At 60.9% G+C, this 24,304-nt stretch carries 23 protein-coding genes; 11 read left to right on the forward strand and 12 right to left on the reverse strand.

What is annotated here, in order from left to right; all coding sequences use genetic code 11:
- Positions 1-445: 445 nt before the first annotated feature.
- On the forward strand, positions 446-1,144 hold the full coding sequence (gene lipB / locus ISX84_RS20755; protein WP_195822411.1) for a lipoyl(octanoyl) transferase LipB: 699 nt from the start codon (positions 446-448) through the stop codon (positions 1,142-1,144).
- A gap of 23 nt (positions 1,145-1,167) precedes the next feature.
- Here the strand turns inward: lipB and ISX84_RS20760 are convergent, their stop codons facing one another.
- Together ISX84_RS20760 and ISX84_RS20765 are read right to left on the reverse strand one after the other, a co-directional pair.
- Positions 1,168-1,596: a response regulator gene (locus ISX84_RS20760; RefSeq protein ID WP_195822329.1), complete on the reverse strand. Its 429-nt coding sequence runs from the start codon at positions 1,594-1,596 to the stop codon at positions 1,168-1,170.
- Complete coding sequence (locus ISX84_RS20765) at positions 1,593-2,843, reverse strand: sensor histidine kinase (protein WP_195822330.1); 1,251 nt, start codon at positions 2,841-2,843, stop codon at positions 1,593-1,595. The genes ISX84_RS20760 and ISX84_RS20765 overlap by 4 nt, the downstream gene beginning before the upstream one ends.
- A 295-nt stretch (positions 2,844-3,138) precedes the next feature.
- Between ISX84_RS20765 and ctaD the strand changes: the two genes are divergently transcribed.
- From ctaD to ISX84_RS20780, 3 genes are all read left to right on the forward strand, one after another.
- Positions 3,139-4,809, forward strand: a complete 1,671-nt coding sequence (gene ctaD, locus ISX84_RS20770; protein WP_195822331.1) for a cytochrome c oxidase subunit I — start codon at positions 3,139-3,141, stop codon at positions 4,807-4,809.
- A gap of 182 nt (positions 4,810-4,991) precedes the next feature.
- Positions 4,992-5,570, forward strand: a complete 579-nt coding sequence (locus ISX84_RS20775; protein ID WP_195822332.1) for a peptidoglycan-binding domain-containing protein — start codon at positions 4,992-4,994, stop codon at positions 5,568-5,570.
- A 274-nt stretch (positions 5,571-5,844) separates the two neighbouring features.
- Positions 5,845-6,345 carry a DUF2244 domain-containing protein gene (locus ISX84_RS20780; RefSeq protein ID WP_195822333.1) on the forward strand — a complete coding sequence of 167 codons (501 nt, stop codon included), beginning with the start codon at positions 5,845-5,847 and terminating at the stop codon, positions 6,343-6,345.
- 32 nt (positions 6,346-6,377) lie between these two features.
- Here the strand turns inward: ISX84_RS20780 and ISX84_RS20785 are convergent, their stop codons facing one another.
- Positions 6,378-6,836, reverse strand: coding sequence for a GatB/YqeY domain-containing protein (locus ISX84_RS20785; protein ID WP_195822334.1), 459 nt, complete (start codon positions 6,834-6,836; stop codon positions 6,378-6,380).
- 224 nt (positions 6,837-7,060) lie between these two features.
- On the opposite strand from ISX84_RS20785, the gene carA reads away from it, so the two are divergent.
- Complete coding sequence (gene carA, locus ISX84_RS20790) at positions 7,061-8,221, forward strand: glutamine-hydrolyzing carbamoyl-phosphate synthase small subunit (protein ID WP_195822335.1); 1,161 nt, start codon at positions 7,061-7,063, stop codon at positions 8,219-8,221.
- 102 nt (positions 8,222-8,323) lie between these two features.
- Entirely contained in the window at positions 8,324-10,219 is a 1,896-nt protein-coding gene (locus tag ISX84_RS20795; protein ID WP_195822336.1) for a glycosyltransferase family 2 protein, read from the forward strand.
- Here ISX84_RS20795 and ISX84_RS20800 read toward each other — a convergent pair.
- The gene (locus ISX84_RS20800; RefSeq protein WP_412071547.1) at positions 10,216-10,893 is read right to left on the reverse strand and encodes a GntR family transcriptional regulator; all 678 of its coding nucleotides are present in this window, start codon (positions 10,891-10,893) and stop codon (positions 10,216-10,218) included. The genes ISX84_RS20795 and ISX84_RS20800 overlap by 4 nt on opposite strands.
- Positions 10,894-10,974: 81 nt before the next feature.
- On the opposite strand from ISX84_RS20800, the gene ISX84_RS20805 reads away from it, so the two are divergent.
- From ISX84_RS20805 to ISX84_RS20815, 3 genes are all read left to right on the forward strand, one after another.
- Positions 10,975-11,619 (forward strand): pyrimidine 5'-nucleotidase, encoded by a 645-nt coding sequence (locus tag ISX84_RS20805; RefSeq protein ID WP_195822337.1) that lies wholly within the window; start codon positions 10,975-10,977, stop codon positions 11,617-11,619.
- An 80-nt stretch (positions 11,620-11,699) separates the two neighbouring features.
- The gene (locus ISX84_RS20810) at positions 11,700-11,948 is read left to right on the forward strand and encodes a hypothetical protein (protein WP_195822338.1); all 249 of its coding nucleotides are present in this window, start codon (positions 11,700-11,702) and stop codon (positions 11,946-11,948) included.
- Between the two features lie 60 nt (positions 11,949-12,008).
- Entirely contained in the window at positions 12,009-13,229 is a 1,221-nt protein-coding gene (locus ISX84_RS20815; RefSeq protein WP_195822339.1) for a UbiH/UbiF family hydroxylase, read from the forward strand.
- On the opposite strand, the gene ISX84_RS20820 is transcribed toward ISX84_RS20815, so the two are convergent.
- The 3 genes from ISX84_RS20820 to ISX84_RS20830 form a co-directional block, all read right to left on the reverse strand.
- Positions 13,217-14,344 carry an aminotransferase class V-fold PLP-dependent enzyme gene (locus tag ISX84_RS20820; RefSeq protein WP_195822340.1) on the reverse strand — a complete coding sequence of 376 codons (1,128 nt, stop codon included), beginning with the start codon at positions 14,342-14,344 and terminating at the stop codon, positions 13,217-13,219. The two genes, ISX84_RS20815 and ISX84_RS20820, sit on opposite strands and share 13 nt — an antisense overlap.
- 126 nt (positions 14,345-14,470) lie before the next feature.
- Entirely contained in the window at positions 14,471-14,929 is a 459-nt protein-coding gene (locus ISX84_RS20825; RefSeq protein WP_195822341.1) for an Lrp/AsnC family transcriptional regulator, read from the reverse strand.
- Entirely contained in the window at positions 14,926-15,381 is a 456-nt protein-coding gene (locus ISX84_RS20830) for an Lrp/AsnC family transcriptional regulator (RefSeq protein WP_195822342.1), read from the reverse strand. Before ISX84_RS20830 ends, ISX84_RS20825 begins: the two co-directional genes overlap by 4 nt.
- 137 nt (positions 15,382-15,518) lie before the next feature.
- Between ISX84_RS20830 and ilvC the strand changes: the two genes are divergently transcribed.
- Together ilvC and ISX84_RS20840 are read left to right on the forward strand one after the other, a co-directional pair.
- On the forward strand, positions 15,519-16,541 hold the full coding sequence (ilvC, locus tag ISX84_RS20835) for a ketol-acid reductoisomerase (RefSeq protein WP_195822343.1): 1,023 nt from the start codon (positions 15,519-15,521) through the stop codon (positions 16,539-16,541).
- Positions 16,542-16,632: 91 nt separating this feature from the next.
- Entirely contained in the window at positions 16,633-17,553 is a 921-nt protein-coding gene (locus ISX84_RS20840) for a DMT family transporter (protein ID WP_195822344.1), read from the forward strand.
- Between the two features lie 8 nt (positions 17,554-17,561).
- On the opposite strand, the gene glmM is transcribed toward ISX84_RS20840, so the two are convergent.
- The 5 genes from glmM to ISX84_RS20865 all read right to left on the reverse strand — a co-directional run bounded on the left by glmM (position 17,562) and on the right by ISX84_RS20865 (position 24,294).
- Complete coding sequence (gene glmM, locus ISX84_RS20845; protein WP_195822345.1) at positions 17,562-18,908, reverse strand: phosphoglucosamine mutase; 1,347 nt, start codon at positions 18,906-18,908, stop codon at positions 17,562-17,564.
- The gene (gene folP, locus ISX84_RS20850) at positions 18,901-19,914 is read right to left on the reverse strand and encodes a dihydropteroate synthase (RefSeq protein WP_195822346.1); all 1,014 of its coding nucleotides are present in this window, start codon (positions 19,912-19,914) and stop codon (positions 18,901-18,903) included. Before folP ends, glmM begins: the two co-directional genes overlap by 8 nt.
- A 3-nt stretch (positions 19,915-19,917) precedes the next feature.
- Positions 19,918-20,841: a dihydroneopterin aldolase gene (locus ISX84_RS20855; protein WP_195822347.1), complete on the reverse strand. Its 924-nt coding sequence runs from the start codon at positions 20,839-20,841 to the stop codon at positions 19,918-19,920.
- Between the two features lie 94 nt (positions 20,842-20,935).
- Positions 20,936-21,514: a cell wall hydrolase gene (locus ISX84_RS20860; RefSeq protein WP_299961683.1), complete on the reverse strand. Its 579-nt coding sequence runs from the start codon at positions 21,512-21,514 to the stop codon at positions 20,936-20,938.
- A gap of 215 nt (positions 21,515-21,729) precedes the next feature.
- Complete coding sequence (locus tag ISX84_RS20865) at positions 21,730-24,294, reverse strand: putative PEP-binding protein (RefSeq protein WP_195822349.1); 2,565 nt, start codon at positions 24,292-24,294, stop codon at positions 21,730-21,732.
- Positions 24,295-24,304 lie beyond the last annotated feature (10 nt).

The raw sequence follows: 24,304 nt of genomic DNA on the forward strand, positions 1-24,304 counted from the left end.
GATTGCGCCACTGGTCACACATGACGATTTACCGCCAGAACCGACATCATCAGCACAACGACCATCACACCTCAGGGAAACATCAAGCGCCGCCGACATAAACTGAGCTGGGGATTGCATGTCACGGCACTCCCTTCGCACAGTCTTCAAATCGGATTTGAACTTTTGAATAGCGTGCTGGCGCCGGTGATGCGGAACGTCGAGCTGGATGCGACGGAGGCTGCGAGATTCCAGCAACTGGCGCGCGCAATCCGTTTGTGACCAGGAGCATTTTGGACAAGCCGCAGCAGTTCACGCATGCGCACAACGGTGTCTGATGGAGCGGATCCGCTCAAAGAGCACAGTATACACCGCCCTAAGCACCCAACGCACGCAGGATGCAGGCCGAAAACGCCGCGGCCTGAGCGGGCTTTGCTTCAGTTACTGACTGAGGTAGGGCATGACCATGGTAGAGTGGATTTTGACCGAAGGGCTGACGGACTACCGCGCCGCGGAAGCATGGATGGAAGCGCGTGCGGACGCCATCGCGCGGGGCGAGGCCGCCGAATGCATTTGGCTTGTCGAGCATCCGCCCCTCTATTCAGCCGGAACCAGCGCCAAACCGGAAGATCTGACCGACCCAGATCGCTTCCCCGTCTACCACACACGCCGCGGCGGCCAGTACACCTATCACGGGCCGGGCCAGCGGGTCGCCTATGTAATGCTCGACGTAGGCGCGCGCGGGCGCGATGTTCGCCGTTTTGTCCAGGCCCTCGAAGCATGGGTGATCGCGACGCTTGCGGCATTCAATGTCACCGGTGGCGTCCGCGAAGGGCGCGTCGGCGCGTGGGTCGAGCGACCGGAAAAACCGCGCCAATCGGACGGGACTGTCGCCGAAGACAAAATCGCCGCCATCGGCATCCGGTTGCGGAAATGGATCAGTTTTCACGGAATCTCGATCAATGTAGAGCCTGACTTGAGCCATTTTGACGGGATCGTGCCCTGCGGGATTCGCGAACACGGCGTCACAAGCCTGGTCGATCTCGGACTGCCCGTGGGTTTACCCGATGTGGATATCGCGCTGCGTCACGGTTTTTCGAAGGTTTTCGGAGACACCCCCGTCGATGCGCCGTTCATTCAGGCGACACCGGGTGCGTCGCTCTGATACAGAGGTAACCAGCGGTCGACCTATCCGGCCAGACGCTCCTGATACGCCTCCACAAACCTTACGATGTCATCGCTTTTGACGGGTTTGTTAACAAAGGCGAAGACATTGGGATCCGCCTCCGCGCGATCATGATCAGCGCGCAGAACAGAAGTGGAGAGCATGATGATCAATGTGCTCGCATTGCGTATCTGCTCGGGCAGGGCCGCATAGTTTTCCAAAAATTCAAACCCATCCATGCGCGGCATGTTAATGTCGAGCAGGATCAGTTCCGGCAGCGGATCACCGGCGGCATCCTTTGCGTTAAGGTACTCCAGCGCCGCGACACCATCCGTCACCACGTCGATCTCCTCGATCAACCCGGTGTGCTCGATCAACCGGCCATGCATCAGGTTGGTGACCTTGTCATCATCGACCAGCAGGACCCTTTGGAGAGATGTTACCTGCGTCATGACAGGGCTCCAGGCTCCGGAAAACGCAGTGTGAAACAGCTGCCACGCCCCGGTTTGCTGGTCACATCGATTGATCCGCCAACCCGCTCCAGTATACGGCGGATCGAGTAGAGCGATACGCCCGCACCTTCCGGCGTGTTATGCGCCCGCTTGAAGAGCCCAAAGACCTTGTCCATATCCTTTGACAAATCCAGCCCCGTGCCATTGTCGCGGATGGAAATCTCCACGTTTCCGGAAAGTCGTTCGGACAAAATATTGACACGCGGTCGCCGACCAGATTCGTGATATTTGATCGCATTGCCGATCATCGACTGCAGAATATTCTCCATTTCGCGCGAGACAAACCACACCGTATCCGCGGCAAAATCCGTCTTTATGACAGCGCGCGCCTTGCTGATCTGGAAATGCAGATTGACCAGGGCGCTTTCGGTTACCTCCGCGAGATCCACGCGCTCAAAGTCCGGTATGTTGCCGGAATGCGCCTGGGCAACACAGATCAGCGCATCAAGCTTTTCACTCGCCTGATGACAAACATCCCGCATCCAGCCCAGGGTTTCCACATGTTCCGGCGGCAAAAGCGGTTCAGCCTCGCTTAGCATATGCGTCAGGCTGCTCATGTTGTTGATCGGCCCCTTAAGGTCATGGGTCGCCACGTAGGTCAGATCCTTGAGGTCGCGGTTGATGTCGTTCAACTCCGCCGTACGTTTCGCCATGCAGGTGCCAAGTTCACTGTTGAGCACCTCCAACTCGGCCGTGCGGGCCCTGACCCGCGCCTCAAGATCGTCGTTGATCTCCCTGAGACGGGTTTCCGCAGCTTTCTGCGAGGTGATGTCCAGCGCAATACCGATATGCCGCACCACGTCGCCATCAGCGCTCTTCTCAATTACACTGTCGATGCTGCGCAGCCAGCGGATTTGCCCATCCTTCGCACGCACACGATATTCATGAGACGCCTCGGCCCCGTCCGGTAGCTTGCCAAGCGCTTCAAGATGCCCGAACAGTCCCGGCTGGTCCTCATCCACCACGACAGATGTCAGCAGATTGGTTCCCATTTGAACGACTTCTTCCGGCGAATAGCCCAGAAATTCGGTCACGGAACGGTTCGCATACTCGTTCGACATGGTTTTTTGGTTGAAGATATAGATGACACCCGGCACCAGGTTCGCCATCTTTTCCCAGAATACAAGTTGCCTTGCGTCGGCAAAAACCGGCGTCTTTTCAGCGCGTTGTGGTGATATCACCTGCATTTTTTGACTGACTTCCACTCAGACACCCACCCGTCGGGGAGAAACTCCTGAATGGATCGTGGATCAGGAGTGTTAAGCTGGCGTAAAAATTTCCGGTGATAGATTCAATTGAACACAACCTGTTCAGCAAGAACGGGCCGCGCCGACAACCACCGGATCGGCCACGAAATTTTCTTAGCCTGCGTCAAAGACGGACATTGCTCCTGCGGGCAACTCCCTCTAAAACAGCCGGGACTCTGTCGCCGGGCCCGGGAACGGTCCGGTAACGGCTAACACCAATGCAGGAGGCACGAGCATGGCAGACGCAGCCGTCCATGGCCACGAACACCATGACGAACGCGGGTTTTTCACCCGTTGGTTCATGTCCACAAATCACAAAGATATCGGGATTCTCTACCTGATCGTCTCTGCCCTCGCAGGCTTCATCTCGGTCGCCTTCACCGTCTACATGCGGTTGGAGCTGATGGATCCGGGCGTTCAGTACATGTGTCAGGAGGGCGCGCGCCTCTTCGCCTCTTCGGCGGAGTGTACCCCCAACGGGCACCTGTGGAACGTACTGATCACCGGCCACGGCATCCTGATGATGTTCTTCGTCGTGATCCCGGCCCTTTTTGGCGGCTTTGGCAACTATTTCATGCCCTTGCAGATCGGTGCGCCCGATATGGCCTTCCCGCGTATGAACAACCTCAGCTTCTGGCTCTACGTGGCCGGGACAACGCTGGCGGTCTGCTCGGTGCTCGCACCGGGTGGCAACGACCAGTCGGGTTCGGGCGTGGGCTGGGTGCTCTACCCACCGCTTTCGACGCTTGAGGGCGGCTTCTCGATGGACCTTGCGATCTTCGCGGTGCACGTTTCCGGTGCCTCCTCGATCCTGGGTGCGATCAACATGATCACCACCTTCCTGAACATGCGGGCGCCGGGTATGACGCTCTTCAAGGTGCCGCTGTTCTCCTGGTCGATCTTCGTCACAAGCTGGTTGATCTTGCTGTCCCTGCCCGTTCTGGCGGGTGCCATCACCATGCTGCTGATGGATCGCAACTTCGGCTTCACCTTCTTTGACCCCGCGGGCGGCGGCGACCCGGTGCTCTATCAGCACATCCTGTGGTTCTTCGGTCACCCGGAAGTGTACATCGTGATCCTGCCCGGTTTCGGCATCATCAGCCACGTGATCGCGACCTTCTCGCGCAAGCCGATCTTCGGCTACCTGCCGATGGTCTGGGCGCTAATCGCCATCGGTGCTCTGGGCTTCGTGGTCTGGGCGCACCACATGTACACCGTGGGCATGAGCCTCAACCAGCAGGCCTACTTCATGCTGGCCACGATGGTCATCGCGGTCCCGACAGGCGTGAAAATCTTTAGCTGGATCGCCACGATGTGGGGCGGCTCCGTGGAGTTCAAAACGCCCATGCTCTGGGCCTTTGGCTTCCTCTTTCTCTTCACCGTGGGCGGCGTGACCGGCATCGTCCTCAGCCAGGCTGCCGTGGACCGCTACTACCACGATACTTACTACGTGGTGGCGCACTTCCACTATGTGATGAGCCTCGGTGCGGTCTTCGCTATCTTCTCGGGCATCTATTTCTATTTCCCCAAGATGACCGGCAAGATGTACCCCGAGATTGCAGGCAAGATCCACTTCTGGGCCTTCTTCATCGGGGCCAACCTGACCTTCTTCCCCCAGCACTTCCTGGGCCGTCAGGGCATGCCACGCCGCTACATCGACTACCCGGATGCCTTTGCGTACTGGAACTGGTGGTCGAGCATCGGCGCCTTTATCAGCTTCGCCTCGTTCCTCTTCTTCTTCGGCGTGATGTTCTACGCCCTGCGCAAGGGTAAGCCCGCGACCGAGAACAACCCGTGGAACGAATACGCGGACACGCTGGAATGGACCCTGCCGAGCCCGCCGCCCGAACACACGTTCGAACAGCTGCCAAAGCAGGAAGACTGGGACAAACACCCGGCTCACTGACCGGCGCGTCACACAACCCTTCAAAAGGCCCCGATCAAAGATTGGGGCCTTTTTGCTTATGGAGCTGCGCCATTCCGGCGGGTATACGCTCAAAACCATTCGTGAGCGATTGTGAGCCCCAATACCGGAACATGAGCCGCGGACATGCGTTATCTTCCCCAGATACAGAAAAGGAGAGATTCATGTTCTCGACACGCATGACATCTGCCGCGCTCGCTGCGGCCATCGCATTCGCCCCCGCTGCCCGGGTCGCGGCCGACGGCAAGGACTTCATTGCCGGCGCCATCATCGGCGGCGTTGTCGGATCACAAATCCAGAAGAACGTGGACCGCAATCGCGCCCAGCAACAACCCGTGTATCGAGCCCCGGCACAGCGCAGCACTACGAAACGCACCTACCGGTCATCAATCCCGGCCACACAGGAAGGGCGCCAAATTCAGTCATCGCTGAACTATTTCGGCTTCAATGCGGGAACCGTCGACGGCCAGCTTGGGCGCCAAAGCCGCTCTGCCATCGCTGACTATCAGAGCTACATGGGCTATCAGGCAACCGGCCAGTTGACGACGTTTGAACAGGAGTTGCTCTTGCGCTCCCACAACCGCGCACAAGCCGGTGGCGATCAGACGTTCCGCCAGATCGCAGCCCACCCGGATGGCACACGCGGATTGCTCAAGACCTACCGCTCCGAGATCGCCAATGGCGTGTCGGATACAGGTTACAAGGCGGACACACAGCAACCCGCCTACAATAGCGATATCTGAAAACGGCAGGCCTTGTCTGCCCAGCGCGTCCGCCTGCCCTTGGCGTGAAACGCTAGATCTGGAACCAATGACCGCCGCCGTCGAGCACCGACATGCGGCGGCATTTTTTTTGCACCCCTGCACGTCAGCAACACAGGTTTCGCACGCCCCTATGTCCATGCCTTTCTCAGACTGATCAGGAGGCCGTATACAGGCACCATCCGAGAGACTTGTCACAGCATGAGAGGCCATCTGTCTCATTGCCTCACTTCCGAAGGCTGGCTATCATTTTCCCATGCCCTACCAGTGGACATCCGCCCCCGGGGAAAGCCCGCAGACACTCAAGCTCTGGCCCCACAACTCACTGCCCGCCCGCGGTATGGCGGCATTTGTGCTGGCCACATTCACACTGATCCTGATCCCTACGTTGCCGCTGCTTGGATCGCCCATCCTCTGGGGTCTCCTGCCCTTTCTGCTGGCGGCAGTCTGGGCCATCTACCATGCGTTGCAGCGCAATTACCGGGCACGGCAAATCACCGAAATCCTGACATTGGATGAAGAGGAGGCGCATCTGCTGCGGAAGGAGCCGTCGGGCGCGGTGAGGGAATGGGACTGCAACCGCTACTGGACCACCATCACCAAATACGAATCTGACGGTCCCGTACCGCACTATGTGACCCTCAAAGGGAAAGGCCGCGAGGTGGAGATCGGCGCGTTCCTCAGCGAAGAGGAACGTGTGTCGCTGTATGAGGAGCTACAGATTGCCTGGCGGCGACAGGCCCCCCAGCACGTATAGCATATAGTTGCAAAACCGCCGGGATGGGGCGTTCAGCTTAGGCGCTCTTTTACCTTAGGACCGACAGAGCCAAAATCCATCTGGCCAGTGTATTTCGATTTCAGCACCGCCATCACCTTACCCATGTCGCGAATGCTGTCGGCACCCACTTCCGCAACGGCGGCAGAAACGGCCTTTTCCGCTTCGGCATCAGAGAGTTGCTGCGGCAGGAATTCCTCGATCACGTCGATCTCAGAGCGCTCACGCTCCGCCAGATCGAGCCGTCCGCCTTCCTCGTAGGCACGCGCACTTTCCAGGCGCTGCTTGGACATTTTGCCAAGGATCGCAAGAACCTCCGCCTCGCCCACACCGTCTTCATTGCCTTCCGCCCGCGCGGCGATGTCCTTGTCCTTGATCGCGGCATTGATCAGACGCAGGGTCGACAGCCGATCCGCCGCCTTGTCCTTCATTGCCTGCTTCAATGCGACCGAGACTTTTGCGCGCAATTCCATGGCTGTGTATCCTCTACAACTGGCAGCGTGGGCATCGGCCCACGTGGGAGCGTGTAAGCCTTGGACCTTATCCAAAGCGCTTCGGCGCCGCAATACAATCCGCGACGTCACTTCTTGGACGACACCGTCGGCCATTCCGCCCCATGATGCCCTTGACCCGCCCCGCGCCCGCGTCTAGACATCGCCAGATTTCAAAGCCGCCTGCCCGCCCGAAAGGATCGCCCATGCAGCCTTCTGCGTCCGACCGCCCAACCGCTTGTCTGGCGCTTGCGGATGGCACCGTCTTTTACGGCATGGGCTTTGGCGCCACCGGCCAGACGGTGGCAGAGCTGTGCTTCAACACCGCGATGACCGGGTATCAGGAAATCATGACCGACCCCTCCTACGCGGGCCAGATCGTGACCTTCACCTTCCCGCATGTCGGCAATGTGGGGGTGAACCCCGAAGATGATGAAACCGGCGATCCGGTGGCCGAGGGCATGATCGTGAAATGGATGCCCACCGACCCTTCCAACTGGCGGGCGGTGCAGGATCTGGACGCCTGGCTGTCATCGCGCGGCCGGATCGCGCTCGGCGGGGTGGATACGCGCCGCCTGACCCGCGCCATCCGCCAATCCGGCGCGCCGCATGTGGCCCTCGCCCACGACCCCGAAGGCAATTTCGACGTCGCGGCGCTGGTGGCCGCAGCCCGGGCTTTCACCGGGCTTGAAGGTCTGGACCTCGCCAAGGAAGTGACCTGCGCACAGTCCTATCGCTGGAACGAGATGCGGTGGGCCTGGCCGGAAGGCTACGCGCCGCAAACAGACCCGAAGTACAAGGTTGTGGCGATCGACTACGGCGCAAAACGCAATATCCTGCGCTGTCTTGCCAGTGCAGGCTGCGATGTGACCGTCCTGCCCGCAACTGCCAGCTATGAAGACGTGATGGCCCATCAGCCGGACGGTGTTTTCCTGTCCAATGGTCCCGGCGATCCGGCGGCCACCGGTGCCTACGCGGTCCCGATGATCCAGTCGGTGCTGGACAAGACTGATCTGCCGGTCTTTGGCATCTGCCTCGGCCACCAGATGCTGGCGCTCGCCCTCGGCGCCCAGACGATCAAGATGAACCACGGCCACCACGGCGCCAATCACCCGGTCAAGGATCACGACACCGGCAAGGTCGAAATCACCTCGATGAACCACGGGTTTGCCGTCGATGCCCAGACCCTGCCCGATGGGGTGATCCAAACCCATACATCTCTGTTTGACGGCTCGAACTGCGGCATTCGCGTGGATGGCCGCCCGATCTGGTCGGTGCAGCACCACCCCGAGGCCAGCCCCGGTCCGCAGGACAGCTACTACCTCTTTGAACGCTTTGCGAAAGCCATGGCAAATCGCGCAGCCTGAGCAAAGCCAACACGCGCTCTGGTTGAAAAGTGTTAATTTAACAGATCATTAACCCTGTTCTGACAGCTTGCCCTGCGTTGAGTTTATGCAAGGCATTTCAAGATGAACACCCTGCGGCTGGTTGTGTCCGACCCGGTACCGGACCCGGATCTGGCAACGCCCGCAATTAAGTATGAACCGATTGGCCGAATGCTGGTGGAACGGGGCAAGATCGCGGATACAGACCTCGATCATGCGCTGAAGATTCAGGGGCACATCGATGCGCCGCTGGGCGAAATCATGGTGTCCGAAGGATTGCTCAGCAAGCACGATGTGTTGGGTGCCCTGGCCGAACAGTGTCATGCCCGCGGCGCCGATCTGGATCTGGAGCCGCCCGAGCCCAAGATGGCCGCCTGCCTGCCCGCCGAAGTTTGCCTGCGTCACGGGGTGGTGCCGTGGAAACGCGACGGCTTGCGGATCCTCGTCGCCACCAGCAGCCCTGCGGATTTCTCGGCACTCTGTCAAACCATGAAACGGCGCGGCTTGTCGCTCTTCCCGGTGATCGTCGACGAGCTGCAGATCCAGTTACATCTGAGCCGACTCTACGGCGACGAGCTGGCCCGCAAGGCCGAAGCCCGGGTTCCCGAGGTCGAAAGCTGCCGCACCTGGGGGACACACACGCAGCATCGCGCGCTCTGGGCGTCTGCCGTCTGCAGCGTGCTGGCTGCCCTGCTCCTGCTTGCTCCGGCCTGGACCGTCACAGCCGGGGTGCTGTGGGCCGTGCTGACGCTCGTGATGACGATGGCAATGAAGGGGGCTGCCTTTTTCGCGCAGCTGGCGCAAAAACCTGCCCCGGGGCGGGTCAACTACGATCTCAGCTCTGCAAAGTTTCGCCTGCCGCGCGTCTCTGTCCTGGTGCCCTTGCTCAAGGAAAAGGAAATCGCAGGACAGCTGATTGCGCGGCTCAGCCGTCTGACCTACCCCAAATCGCTTCTGAACGTGGTGCTGGTGCTGGAAGAGGGGGACGAGACGACGCGCGACACCATCGCCCGCACGGAGTTGCCTGACTGGATGAGCGTGATCGAGGTGCCCGGTGTCGGTGGCCTCACCACCAAACCCCGCGCTCTGAACTACGCGCTGGATTTCTGTCGCGGCAGCATCATCGGCGTCTGGGATGCCGAGGACTGGCCCGAAGCGGATCAGATCGAGCGCGTGGTGACGCGGTTCAAGGAAGCCCCCAGGAATGTCGTCTGCCTGCAGGGCGTTCTCGACTACTACAATTCACGCACGAACTGGCTGTCGCGCTGTTTCACCATCGAATACGCGACCTGGTGGCGGGTGATCCTGCCCGGTATCGCCAAACTGGGACTGGTGCTGCCCTTGGGCGGTACCACGCTGTTTTTCCGCCGCGAGGCGTTGGAAGAATTGGGCGGCTGGGATGCGCATAACGTCACCGAAGACGCGGACCTTGGCGTGCGTCTGGCCCGGCGTGGCTATGTCACGGAACTGCTGCCGACCGTCACCCATGAGGAGGCGACCAGCCGCGCCTGGCCCTGGGTGCGGCAGCGCTCACGCTGGCTCAAAGGGTTCATGATCACCTATTTCGTGCACATGCGGCACCCGCGCCAGCTGTTGCGCGATCTTGGCCTCAAACGGTTTCTCGGGCTGCAGACCATCTTCCTTGCGACCTTCTCACAATTTGCCGCCGCCCCGTTGCTGTGGTCCTTCTGGTTGACCCTTTTCGGCGTGACCCATCCAATTGAGTTGACGCTGGGGGTTCAGGTGCTCTGGACCTTTATAGGGATCTTCATCCTGTCCGAAATCCTGAGCCTGACGATGAGCGTCTATGCCGTGTCAGGCCGGGCGCACCGGCATTTGATCGGGTTCGTGCCCACCATGATGTTCTATTTCACGCTGGGCGCCCTGGCCAGCTACAAGGCTCTTCTGGAAATGGTGCGCGACCCGTTCTTCTGGGACAAGACCCAGCACGGCGTCTCTCACCAGGTCGATCTGGGCTAAGCCTCTTCTTCGCGCCGCGCCGCGTCCTGTTTCAGCCGGGTCATGAAGGCGACCGAGATGTGCTCGCGCAGGGCCTGATCGGCCCCCTCGGCATTCTTGGTTTCGATGGCAGTGACGATCGCGTCATGTTCCGCCTGCGCAATCGCCCCGCGCCCGTCCACGGCCAGGGACGTGGTGGCCATCAAGGCCATGGTGCGGTGCACAAGATCCAGCTGCTGCACCAGATAGCGGTTGTGAGAGGCCAGATGGATCTGCTTGTGAAACCGCCGGTTGGCCCGCGCCAGGGCTGCGGGATTGTTGGTCAGCGCGTTGTCGGCCTCGACCATCTCGCGCAGGATGCGCACCTCTTCATCCGTCGCATGCTGGGCGGCAAGACGCGCGGCCAGCCCCTCCAGCTCGCGCCGCACCACGTAAAGCTCGGCCATCTGGTTGTGATCGAGCGAGGCCACGATCAGGCTACGCCCGTCCCGCGACAAGAGCGATTGCGTCTCCAGCCGTTGCAGGGCCTCACGGATCGGGGTGCGGGACACGCCAAACCGCTCCGCCAATTCGCTCTCCACCAGACGGTCACCGGGGCGATAAACGCCCAGATCAATGGCATCGAGGATCATCGAATATGCGTCGGTCTGCTGTGCTTTCTGCAACCCCATGGCGGCGGCCTTTTTCAAAGTCATTTCGCTACACTAACGACCCAGCGCGGTACCGCGCAACCCCACGCCCTTGTGTGCCGGTGCATGAGGTTCTAGGAACGCGTCATGCCCAAAGCAGCCTTCACCGACGTTCAGACATGGGTCTTTGACCTGGACCACACGCTTTACCCGCCCTCGGCGCGGCTCTTCGATCTGATCGAAGTGCGTATGACCGCCTACGTGATGGACGCGCTGAAGGTCGGCCACGACGAGGCGGACCGCCTGCGCAAGCACTATTGGGCGACCCATGGCACCACCTTGGCCGGGCTGATGCGTGAACACGGTGTGGACCCCGGCCCCTACCTCGACGATGTGCATGACATCCCGATGGACAGCCTGACGCCCGATCCGGTTCTGGCCGGGCAGATCAAATCGCTGCCCGGTCGCCGGATCGTCTACACCAACGGCTGCGCGCCCTATGCGGAACGTGTGCTGGAGGCGCGTGGGCTGGGTGGTATCTTTGACGCGATCTACGGGGTCGAACATGCGGATTTTCAACCCAAACCGGATCATGCCGCCTTTGACAAGGTGTTCCGCACCGATGGCCTGATCCCGGAAAATGCTGCGATGTTCGAAGATGATGCACGCAATCTTAAGGTGCCCCATGCCATGGGTCTGCGCACGGTACATGTCGCAGAAACGCACGAGCCGAGCCCGCACATACATTTTCACACCGATGACCTGAGTGGTTTTCTGGCGCGCCTGATCTGAACGGCCTGCGACAATCGGGCCTCTGTGAAACCTGTCCCTGGCGCCTATTTGTCCCCGTAACACCGATCAAGGAGCCTCATATGTCCGCTGCTGCCCACATCCACGCCCTGCCCTTCTGGCAACGGCTGTTTTTCAAAATTCCCGTGCTGGGCTGGGTGGCCCGCGATCTGCTGTTTGGTGACAAGAACAACGTCTGGTTTGCGCTGATTGGTTTTGTCAGCCTCTGGATGAGTTCGGCGCTGACCTTTGGCCTGCCAGGTCTCTATCTGCCAGCGGTCGCCATGGTCCCGGTGATCTTTGTGCTGCTATTGTTGATCACCAAGGGCTGAACCGGCACTGGCCAATGTGGCCACTTGGACATAGTTTGCCACCGTGGGAGTGCGACGCGCATGGCGGATCAACGATGTGACATCTCTATCTCTGGCGGCGGGATCGCCGGGCTGACGGCAGCCGCCGCTTTTGGCACTGCCGGTTTCGACGTTATCTGCATCGATCCTGCCCCGCCTGTGACCGAACGCGCAGCAAAGGGCGCAGACATGCGCACAACCGCGATGCTGCAACCCGCCCGCAGGGTTTTGCAAGCCGCGGGCCTCTGGGAAAAGCTGGAGCCCCATGCCTCCCCCCTTCAGATCATGCGCATCGTCGACGCGGGCGGCGTGGAACCGGAACCGCGGCTGACACGCGACTTCGACGCCGCCGATCTGTCTGACCAACCCTTTGGCTGGAACTTCCCCAACTGGCTGTTGCGTCGGGAGATCATGTCCCGCCTGGACGAACTCCCGAATGTGCGCTTTCACGCAGGGCTTGGGGCCAAGACGCTGTTTACCCGCGAAAGCGAAGCCCGCGTGGGGCTAAGCGACGGATCACGCCTGCGCACCCGACTGGTGATCGCGGCAGATGGGCGGCATTCACCAATGCGGCAGGCCGCCGGGATCGACGTGCGCACCACCCGCTACGGGCAAAAGGCGCTTGCCTTTGCGGTGACCCACCCAATCCCGCATGAGAATGTCTCCACCGAAATTCACCGGACGGGTGGCCCCTTCACGCTGGTGCCGCTGCCGGATCAAGAGGGCGTGCCCTGCTCTGCCGTGGTCTGGATGGATGATGGGCCGTTGTCACAAGCACGCCATGACATGGATGTGGCCGCCTTTGAGGCCGAGATGTCCGACCGCAGCTGCCATCTTTTTGGCCCGTTGACACTGGCCTCGCCGCGCAGCATCTGGCCCATCATCAGCCAACAGGCCACACGCCTGTCCGGCGAGCGTCTGGCGCTGATCGCGGAGGCGGCGCATGTTGTCCCCCCCATCGGCGCGCAGGGGTTGAATATGAGCCTTGCCGATACCGCAACACTGCTGTCCCTCGCGCAGGAACGGCCCGAAGGTCTTGGTGACCGCCGGATGCTGGATGCCTATCACAAGGCCCGCTACAGTGACATTGCGCTGCGGGTTCAGGGGATTGATCTGCTGAACCGTGCCAGCCAGATGCGGGCGCCCCTGCTGCGAGATGCCCGGGCTGCGGGGCTAAATGCGCTTTATTCTCTGGCCCCGGTCCGCAAGACGCTGATGCAGATGGGGCTGGGTGTGAAAGCCGCCAGCGCTCAGAGCACCTGATCGATCACACGTTTCAGGCGACCAAGCGTGCCGTCCACATCATAGAGCTTGTCCAACCCGAAGAGCCCGAGGCGGAAGGTTCTGAAATCCGCAGGCTCATCGCATTGCAGCGGCACCCCGGCGGCAATCTGCATGCCTTCGGCGGCGAATTTCTTGCCGTTCTGGATGTCCGGATCGCCGGTGTAGCTGACCACAACGCCGGGCGCGCCATAGCCATCAGCGGCCACGGACACGATGCCCTTTTCCGCCAGCATTGCATGCACAGAATCCCCCAGCCGCCACTGCGCCTCGCGCAGGCGGTCGAACCCGTAGTCCCTTGTCTCCAGCATCGTGTCGCGGAAGGCGCGCAGCGCATCCGTCGGCATGGTCGCGTGATAGGCGTGGCCACCGTCTTCATAGGCCTTCATGATGCCGTGCCATTTGCCCAGATCGATTGCAAAACTGTCGGATTGGGTGTCGGCCAGACGGGCCTCTGCCCGCGCGGACATCATCACTAGACCCGCAGAGGGGGAGGCCGACCACCCCTTTTGCGGCGCGGAGATCAGCACATCGACACCCAGTTTGCGCATATCCACCCAGGCGCAGCCTGAGGCGATGCAGTCCAACACCATCAGCGCGCCAACCTTATGCGCGGCGGCGGCCATGGCGGCGATGTAGTCATCCGGCAGGATCACACCGGCGCTGGTTTCTACATGTGGGGCAAAAACCACATCCGGTTTCTGCGCGCTAATGGTTTGCACCACCTCCTCGATCGGGGCAGGCGTGAAAGGTGACGGCGTTGCATTGCCGGTCTGACGGGCTTTCAGAACGGTCGTGTTTGCCGTCAGGCCGCCGGTTTCGAAGATCTGGCTCCAGCGATAGGAGAACCAACCGTTACGCACGACCACCACTTCGGCATTGCGGGCAAACTGCCGGGCAACCGCCTCCATGCCGTAAGTACCGCCGCCGGGAATGATCGCAACCGCGTCTGCGGCGTAGACCTCTTTCAACATCGACGAGATATCGTTCATGACCTGTTGGAATGCCGCACTCATGGAATTCAGCGACCGGTCGGTAAAGACCACCGAGAATTCTTCCAATCCCATCGGATCAACCGTGTCGAGCAGTGCAGCCATGATGATATCTCCCTAATCTGGCGTCAGACCTAGCCTGTCGCAGAGGGCTTGGCAAAGTCTACTTGGGTATACAAGCGCGGCCTTCGGACAGGGCCTGCAGCCAATCGGAAACCCGCGACGCCGACCTTAGGCAATCGGGCCCGCGCGCCGCTCTTCGCTGAGCAGCACATTCGCTTCGACCTCCCCCACGCCCGGCAAGGTCATGATCCGCCGCCGCAGCACCCGTTCGAAATCCGGCAGGTCCCGCGCGACAACGCGGAGCCGGTAATCATAGAGGCCAAGGATGTGCTCCACCCGCTGCACTTCGGGAATGGCGCTGACGGCGCGCTCGAAATCCTCAAGACTCACTCTGCCCTTTGTCGCCAGTTTCACGCCCAGAAACACCGTGACGCCAAACCCAAGCTTTTCCGCGTTCAGCCGAAGCCGCCGTCCCCTCAAGATACCGGCCGTCTCCAGCTTTCGGATACGGCGCCAGGTTGCCGGTTGCGACAGGCCCAGCCTGCGCCCCAAGGAACCTGCACTTTGTGTTGCATCCCGCGCCAGGGCGCGCAGCAAGGCCCGGTCCAGATCATCCAGATCGATCATAGCGGCAGCGCCTCTTCATCCTTGATCTGCGCGATCTGCATCAACGCCTCGATATCGGCGATGTGTGGCAAGGTCAGAACGCGGCGACGATAGATGTCCTGATAATGCGGCATGTCGCGGGCGATGATGTTCAGCCGCACGTCCACCCGGCCCAGGAAGGTCTGGATTTCGGTAACCTCGGGCACCGCGCGCGCGGCTTCAATGAAGTCGTCAAAGGCGCGGGCTTGCGTCTTGTCCAGCGTGATACGCAGCGAGACCTCAACCGCATATCCTAGCGCGGCCCAGTCGATCACGGCGCTGATGCCTTCAATCACGCCGATCTCCTGCATCCGGGTCAGGCGCCGGGCCGCTTTGCCGGAAGTAATCCCAACCCGCTCGGCCAACTCGGCGGGGCTGAGGCTGGCATCGGACTGCCAGTGGCGCAAGAGCCGTCTGTCCACATCGTCAAGCATGATTTTTACGAAACTTCATCTTTCAAAGAATGAGTTTTCCAAAAAAAGATGAAAATCATCGCTCCTGAATAGCTGTTTCCCTGCACCTCGGCCAGTACAGTGCGCGGCAGGACAAATCAACTCAAAGGACCGCCGATATGCGCGTTTTTTATGATCGCGATTGCGATGTGAACCTGATCAAGGACATGAAAGTGGCCATTCTGGGCTACGGCAGCCAGGGCCACGCGCATGCGCTGAACCTGCGCGACAGCGGCGCGAAGAACCTCGTCGTGGCCCTGCGCGAAGGCTCGCCCTCCGCCGCCAAAGCCGAAGGCGAGGGACTGAAGGTCATGGGCGTCGCCGAAGCCGCCGCCTGGGCCGACCTGATCATGTTCACCATGCCCGACGAACTGCAAGCCGAGACCTACAAGAAATACGTGCATGACAACATCCGCGAAGGTGCAGCAATCGCCTTCGCGCACGGCCTGAACGTGCACTTCGGCCTGATCGAGCCCAAAGAAGGCATCGACGTTGTGATGATGGCCCCCAAAGGCCCCGGCCACACCGTGCGCGGCGAATACACCAAAGGCGGCGGCGTGCCCTGCCTGGTTGCCGTGGACAAGGACAGCTCTGGCAAGGCGTTGGAAATCGGCCTCTCCTACTGCTCCGCCATCGGCGGCGGTCGCTCCGGCATTATTGAGACCAACTTCCGCGAGGAATGCGAAACCGACCTCTTTGGCGAACAGGCCGTGCTGTGCGGTGGCCTCGTGGAACTGATCCGCATGGGTTTCGAGACACTGGTCGAGGCGGGCTATGCCCCCGAAATGGCCTATTTCGAGTGCCTGCACGAGGTGAAGCTGATCGTCGACCTGATCTATGAAGGCGGTATCGCCAACATGAACTATTCGATCTCCAACACCGCCGAGTACGGTGAATATGTCTCCGGCCCGCGCGTCCTGCCCTATGACGAAACCAAGGCGCGGATGAAAGCGATCCTGACCGACATCCAGACCGGTAAATTCGTACGCGACTTCATGCAGGAAAACGCCGTGGGTCAGCCGTTCTTTAAAGGCACACGTCGCATCAACGACGAGCACCAGATCGAAGCCACCGGTGAAACCCTGCGCGGCATGATGCCCTGGATTTCTGCCGGTAAAATGGTCGACAAGGCCAAGAACTGATCCTTCGATCCGGATCGAAGCATACTCAGATCCAAATGCGCTAGCTTGAACGGGGCGGAGAATTTCGCCCCGTTTTTTTAGGAATACCCTTATGACCGCGCGCCCCGACATCACACTCAAAAGCTGGCTGATGGTCGGCATCCTTGGGTTCACCTGGGGGGGCACGTTTCTGGTGACTGAGATCGCGCTGGAAGGGATGACACCCTTCTGGCTCGCAGCGGGGCGTATCGGCTTTGCCGCCCTGCTCATGACCGCCATCTGGGCAAGCTTGGGTTTTCGCCTCTTCGACACCCCGGCGACACGCGGCGATTGGGCGGCGGCAACGGTCATCGGAGGGCTTAGCTCTGCGGTGCCCTTCATGCTCCTGGCCTGGGGCCAGCAATTCGTAACCTCCGGGTTTGCGGGGGTGTCCATGGCTGCGGTCGCCCTGATCGTCCTGCCGCTGGCGCATTTTCTGGTGCCCGGTGAAGCGCTCACCTTGCGCAAGAGTCTGGGCTTCGTCATCGGATTCGTCGGTGTCTGCGTGCTGATTGGCGCGCAGGCCTTCGAGACGACGGGCGCGTCAATGGAACCGGCAGGCAGGATGGCCTGCATCGGGGCGGCGTCCTGCTATGCCGTATCTTCAATCTTGATGCGCCGTTTGCCGCCAGTGGACACCATCGGACTGTCGACGGTGCTCTTGTTGATCGGCGCCACGATCGTCTTGCCGATGGCCTGGATTGTGGAGGGGCCACCCCCCTTGCCGGATCGCAAGACGATCATCGTCGTCGTTTTGCTGGGTCTCATCCCGACCGCAGCGGCAAATTTGCTGCGCGTGCTCGTGGTGCGCGGGGCGGGACCGGTGTTCATGTCACTGACCAACTACCAAGTCCCCATCTGGTCCGTGGTTCTCGGCGCCCTGATCCTGGGCGAACCATTGCCACCGTCGCTGCTGTGGGCCCTTGTGCTCATCCTGGCTGGCGTTGGATTGAGCCAATACGGCGCGCTCAAACGGCTTTTTACAAAAAACTAGGGCCTTCGCTAGACAGAGACGGCGTCTGCCACGGCCTCGACCACACGGTCAACGGCGCGCTCCATCAGATCCGCGTCCTCATGTTCTGCCATGACCCGCACCAGGGGTTCCGTGCCCGATTTCCGGATCAACAAGCGCCCCCGCCCGGCCAAATCGGCCTCAGCCTGGGTGATTGCTGCTTTTACATTCTCAACTTCAAGCGGGGTTTGACCCACAGAAAACCGCACGTTCTTAAGTAATTGCGGGATCGGCTCAAAGTTATCCAGAAGCGCGCTGGCAGGCTGTCCGGAGCGCATCATTTCGCCCAGAAACTGCAGGCCAGCCATCAGGCCATCGCCTGTGGTGGCATAATCCGACATCACGATATGCCCGGATTGCTCGCCACCGAGGTTAAAACCGCCCGTGCGCATGCGCTCTACCACGTAGCGGTCCCCGACCGCCGTGCGTTCCAGCCGCAGCCCCTTGTCGGTCAAAAAATGCTCCAGCCCAAGGTTGGACATGACGGTTGCGACCAGGGCGTCATTGGCCAATCGGCCTTCAGCCGCCCATCGTGACGCCATAAGCGCCATGAATTGATCGCCGTCCCCCACCTTGCCACGCTCATCGAGCAGGATAACTCGATCCGCATCGCCGTCCAGGCAAATGCCGACATCCGCGCCATGCGCCACAACCGTTTCTGCAGCCATCTGCGGATGTGTAGAGCCACAGCCATCGTTGATGTTGTGCCCATTGGGCGCCACACCCACCGGAATGACGGTTGCTCCCAGCTCCCACAGGGCTTCCGGTGCGACGCGATATGCGGCGCCATTGGCGCAGTCTACAACAACTTTAAGACCATCCAGTAACTGCTGGCGAGGAAAAGAAGATTTTACACGCTCGATATAGCGGAAACGCCCGTCGTCGATCCGCTTTGCGCGCCCGATATCGGAGGCTTCCGCAGAATTGACACCATCGGCGATAATGCCCTCGATCTCCGCCTCCATCTGATCGGACAGTTTGTAGCCGTCGGGTCCAAAGAACTTGATCCCGTTGTCGATGGCCGGGTTGTGGCTCGCAGAAATCATCACCCCGAGGTCCGCCCGCATGGAGCGCGTCAAAAGACCAACAGCCGGCGTTGGCACCGGCCCCAGCAGCAAGACATTCATCCCGGTTGAGGTCAGACCCGCCGTCAGCGCATTTTCGAACATATAGCCCGACAGCCGCGTGTCCTTGCCGATCACCACCCGGTGAACGCTCGATCCATCCCGGCTGAAATAGCGCCCGACAGCGGCCCCAATGCGTAGGGCCATCTCCGCCGTCATCGGATGCGTGTTGGCGGTGCCGCGCACCCCGTCTGTTCCAAAGAGTTTATCCATGCACGCAACCTGCCACGCTCGCGCGCCAGAGTGCAATGGCCTGAACGGTCTCCGGCACGTCATGAACGCGCACAATTTGTGTCCCATGTTTCAACGCCGCGAGCGCAACCGCCAGCGACCCGGGCATCCGGTCCCCTGCCGCCTCCGCCTTGCCAATCGTGCCAATGAACCGTTTGCGCGAGGCCCCCAGCAAAATCGGCACGCCCAGCCCGTGAAAGAGCGATAGCCGCGCCAGCAAGGTCAGATTGTGATCAAGCGTCTTACCAAAGCCGATGCCCGGGTCCGCGATGATCTGCGACCGTTGGACCCCTGCCCGCACCAGCTTTGTAATCTGATCATCGAGGAAGTCATAAACGTCCAGCAGTACATTGTCGTACTGCGGGTCTTTCTGCATGGTGGCCGGGTCGCCCTGTGCGTGCATCACGCAAACGGGCGCGCCGCGTTCCGCGCAGAGTGGTGCAAGGCCTGCGTCAAAGGTAAAACCGGACACATCATTGACCAACGTGGCGCCGGCCTCCAGCGCGGCGGCGGCCACGGCAGCCTTTCGGGTGTCGATCGAAATCACCTGTGACACACCCGCTGCGCGGATGGCTTCAATGGCTGGCGCGGTGCGCGCGATCTCTTCCTCTTCGGACACAAAGGCGGCGCCCGGCCGAGTGGATTCGCCGCCGACATCCAGAATATCGGCCGCTGCCATCGACAAGGCACCGGCACGGGCGGCCGCGACGGAGGCGTGTTTGCCGCCATCGGAAAAGCTGTCCGGTGTGGTGTTGAGAATGCCCATGACGCGCGGGCGGTTCATGGTCAGCCCGGCAACAGGCGCGCGCGGCGCGGTCAGAGCATCAAGGGCGGTTACGTCCATATCGCGTGCAGGCACGATGCGGGGCGCAGCACTGCGTGAGAGCACTTCGACGTCGGTGAACCATCCCCACCCCCCGGCCAGCTCAAGAGCAGTTGAAGGTCGCGCTGTATCTATCTGAAAAATAGGTCGAAAATACTCTTTCATAGTTCAAAGCGTAGCTTGCAGTGCAGAGATGGCACGCAGGGGAACGGACGCCTCCTGCGGCAGCTCCGCACCAATCACGATCATCTCGCCCGCATCGAAGGTCGCCGCGAACCATGCGGCCAGCGCCACCGCGTCGCGCGGCTGAGCGGAGGGGCCATCTACCGCATCCAACACGATTTTCGACGGCGCCCAAACGCAAGTTTGTCCATTGCGCATCGCCCAATCGAGTTCTGTCCGGGTATCTACGACCACGCAGCGGTCATCCTTCGAGGCCAGCACCCAGGCGTTCTGCTCGATGGCGAGCAGATCGATCCGACGCTGCGCCATCTTGTGCCCAATCTGCGGAGCGGCGGTGTCCGACGCGCCGACGCAAAAGATCAGGGGTTTGCCGCAGGCCTCCAGTTGATCGATCCAGCCTTTCAGATGTTCCGATGCGATGGCGTCATTGCTGAGATACACCAGTTCCGGTTGCGGGGCGGGCCCTTCTTCGACACGCGCCGGAGCCGTTTCCTGCCGCGCCCGCACGATTTCGACCCCAAGTGCGCCGGACCCGCGATCCAGCTTTTCGATCCGCACAAACGCGCGCATGGCCTGCGGTTCCAGCAGGATACGTTCTGCCACCCGCTCGGCCAGCGTTTCCAGCAGGTTGAGCCGCTCGTCCGACAACTCGAATGCAATCGCTTCGGTCACCTTGTCATAGCTGAGAATGCGGTCCACATCGTCGTCGATAGGCGCATCCAAGGGCTGCACCTCGACTACGACATTGAAACAGATGCGCTGTGTCACGCCCCGTTCGGCCTGAAAAGCGCCGATTTCAACCTCGACGATGTAGTCGCGCAGAGAAATACGGTCCAGCGGGCCGGCATCCGCGGTCGCCTCCGACCGTTCGGAAGGATGCGCAAAGGCAAGTCTAATCTCGGAACTCATCTGACGGGCTTTCTGTTACATTTGAGCAGCCGTCACGATAGACGACGCCTGCCCTTTAACAGTCTTCAGAACGGCGCGCCAAGACCCGAAAACGTCACTTGCTCGCCGTGCGCCAGGTGTGCCGGTAAAAGACGTGATCACCGATCGCCGCAGTCTTTGTATAGACACGGCTCCAGCGCGGGTTCACGGCTGTCGTGTGATAATGCGTGGCACCTTCGGTCAGCTCGGGTGCGGCGCCGTCCAAAGCAGCGCGCGCCACTTTTGACACGCGTTCATATGCGCGCGGCTCGGAAATGACCTCTTTGTGGCCGTCACAGGTATAGGTGAACTGACACTGATACTTTTTGCCCGTACCCTGATTGATCACACCGCAAGCCGAGCTTGGAAAACGGTCCGACTGCACCCGATTGAGGATCACCTCGGCCACGGCAAACTGACCTTTGACCGTCTCGCCCCGTGCCTCGAAATAAAGCGCCTCGGCCAGACATTGCAATTCGTCACCGCCTCGCGCCTTGGGCTGTGCATCAACCCAGTTCTTCGAGAATTCCAGCGGATCCGGTTTTTTCGTGTTCAGAGTGGTTTCCTGCATCCGGCGCACAGTCACGGCCTGCAGGTCAGCTTCAGAAGTTTTGTCAGATCGGTCACCCTGACGAGCCAGGCTCGGATCGGCCACGAAAAAGCCCAAAAGCAACCCTAATGACAACGATAAAATCGTTTTGCAGATAACACGCACGACGCGTCCCCCAACGGCAATTCAATGGCCGTGCTCTACAGATAATAAAAGTTGACGTAAAGTTTACGTTCGTAAAGATGGTTAACGTCGGCACGCAACCGCTCAAAATACCGCCCCAAAATACACAATATATAGCGGTCAAAGAGTTCAGAACACTATATATTGTCTGATATCGCAAGCTGTGCGGCAGCTAGTCGCGCCACTGGCACACGGAACGGCGAACAGGAAACATAATCAAATCCCGCATCTCGGCAGAAGGCAATTGATTCGGGGTTACCCCCGTGCTCCCCGCAAATCGAGAGCGTAACATCAGGTTGTGCTGCCCGCCCTCTTTCTGCCCCAAGTTTGAGCAACTCGCCCACGCCTTCGGTATCCAGCACATGGAACGGGTCCTCCGGAAAGACCCCCTGCTGCACATAATCCGACATGAAACGCCCCGCGTCGTCGCGCGACAACCCATAGGCCATCTGGGTCAGGTCATTCGTACCGAAACTCAGAAAGGCACAATGCGGCGCAATATCTGCGGTGCGCAGCGCGGCGCGTGGCGTTTCGACCATAACCCCGAGGCGATAGTCGAAATCCCGGTCCGCTTCATTGCGCACAGCTGCCGCCACCGCGTCGATGAAGGTCTTGACCAGTTCCACCTCCCGCCGTGCCGACACCAGCGGGATCATGATCTCCGGCACCACCACCGACCCTTCGACGCTGGCGGCAATGGTCGCTTCAAAAATCGCGCGGGCCTGCATTTCGTAGATTTCCGGCACCGTCACGCCGAGCCGCACGCCCCGCAGCCCGAGCATCGGGTTGTACTCCGACATCGCCTCGATGCGCTGCGTCACATGCGACAGCGGCAGATCGAGCGCTTCGGCCAATTCACGCTGACCGGCGCGATCCGTCGGAAGGAATTCGTGCAAGGGCGGGTCGAACAGCCGGATACACACCGGTTGCCCCTTCATGATCCGGAAGAGTTGTGTGAAATCGTCCCGCTGCATGGGCAACAGGCGCTCCAGCACCGCGCGGCGATCTTCGGAGGTCTCCGCAAAAATCATCTCGCGCATGACCGTCAGCCGCCCCGGTTCAAAAAACATATGTTCGGTGCGACACAAACCGATGCCCTGTGCATTGAAGTTCCGGGCGGTCTGCGCGTCGGCAGGCGTGTCTGCATTGGCCCGAATGCCGATATCGCAGAAGGACGACGCCCAATCCATCAGCTTTTGAAAGCTCTCATCAAGTGCCGCCTCGCGCATCTCGGGCGCGCCGGCCAGCACCTCGCCGCTGGAGCCGTCAACAGTGATGATCTCACCGGCATTGAACACGCGACCATCCTTGGTGATCAGCTGCTTCTTGCCGCGATTGAACCGCATATTGGAGGCGCCCACCACGCAGGGCAGCCCAATACCGCGCCCGATCACGGCGGCGTGGCTGGTGATCCCGCCCCGTTCCGTCAGGACGGCGTGGGCAGCGTGCATCCCGCGAATGTCTTCGGGCGAGGTTTCCCGCCGCACCAGAATGCACGGGTCTCCCCGCGCCGCACTGGCCTGCGCATCTGCGGCGGTAAAGACGATCTGTCCGGTGGCGGCCCCCGGGCTCGCCGCAATGCCCCGCCCGATCACGTCGCGTTTCGCCAGCGGGCTGACCTGCCGGTGCAGCAATTCCGACAGCGTGCGGGGCTGTACCCGCATCAGGGCCTCGGCCTGTGGGATGATCTTGTCTTCGGCCAGTTGCACCGCAATCCGCACGGCGGCCTGGCTGGACCGTGCCACGCGCACCCCGTCGAGGATAAAGAGCTGGCCGTTTTCGATCACGAATTCCACCTGCATCTCTTCGCGCAGCTTGTGGCGCATCAGGGCCGCATGGGTTTTCAGCGCGGCAAAGGCGTCGGGCGCCAGTTCTTCCAGCGACGGCCCCCGCGGATCGCGCCCCAGGTAAAGCGCCGCTGCATCACCCTCCAGCGCATCGCGGCCCTGGCTCTGGCTCAGGTAGCGACCTGTGATCTGCGGCAGCCCCGTCTCGCTATCGACCAGCTGCAGCACGCCGGAGCCGCATTCCCCCTGCCCCAGCCCCAGCGCCATTTCCTGCACAACAAGGCCCAGCCCGGCATCCGCCGGCGCGCCCTTCGCCTGGCGCAACAGGCGCGCCGACGTCCCATCCCACGCCCGCGCCATGGATTTGAGCACCGCCGCAAGCTGCTCTGCCGGATTCTCGGGGAACGGCTCTTCCAATTCGGCCTCATAGGCACGCAAGGACTCCGTCAGCCCCTCACACCCTTCGCCCTGCACATCTTCAAAGACATCCGGGTCGAGCCGCGCCACATCCACCGCGTAATTCTGCACAAACCGCGTATAAATCGCCCGCGCGGCATCCTTACCCAACCGGCCCTTGAGCGCGTCGAACCGGGCACCATTCATGCCGATGTTGAGCATCGCGCCGGGCCCGCCCCAATCGGGATCCTCCGACGAGGGGCGCACGCAGAGCAGGGCACCTTCGGGGAATTGCGACACAATCGCCGTGATGTCCGGCAGCTCACCCCGCGCGATCCGCTGCACCGCATCAAACGAGAGTGCGACGGTGCGCGGCACCGGCAGATCAAGTCGCACCAACCGCTGCAGACATTTCGCGCGCCCGCCATGCGTATTATTCGCGATGGGCGCTTTTGCCGTGACAAGCGTGGTGTTCGGATTATTCTGCACTGCAGCACCCTCATTGTTCCGGTGCAGCATAGGCCGTAAT

This window comes from Roseobacter sp. MH60115 (genome assembly GCF_015644665.1).
In the GTDB taxonomy this organism is placed as follows: domain Bacteria; phylum Pseudomonadota; class Alphaproteobacteria; order Rhodobacterales; family Rhodobacteraceae; genus Roseobacter.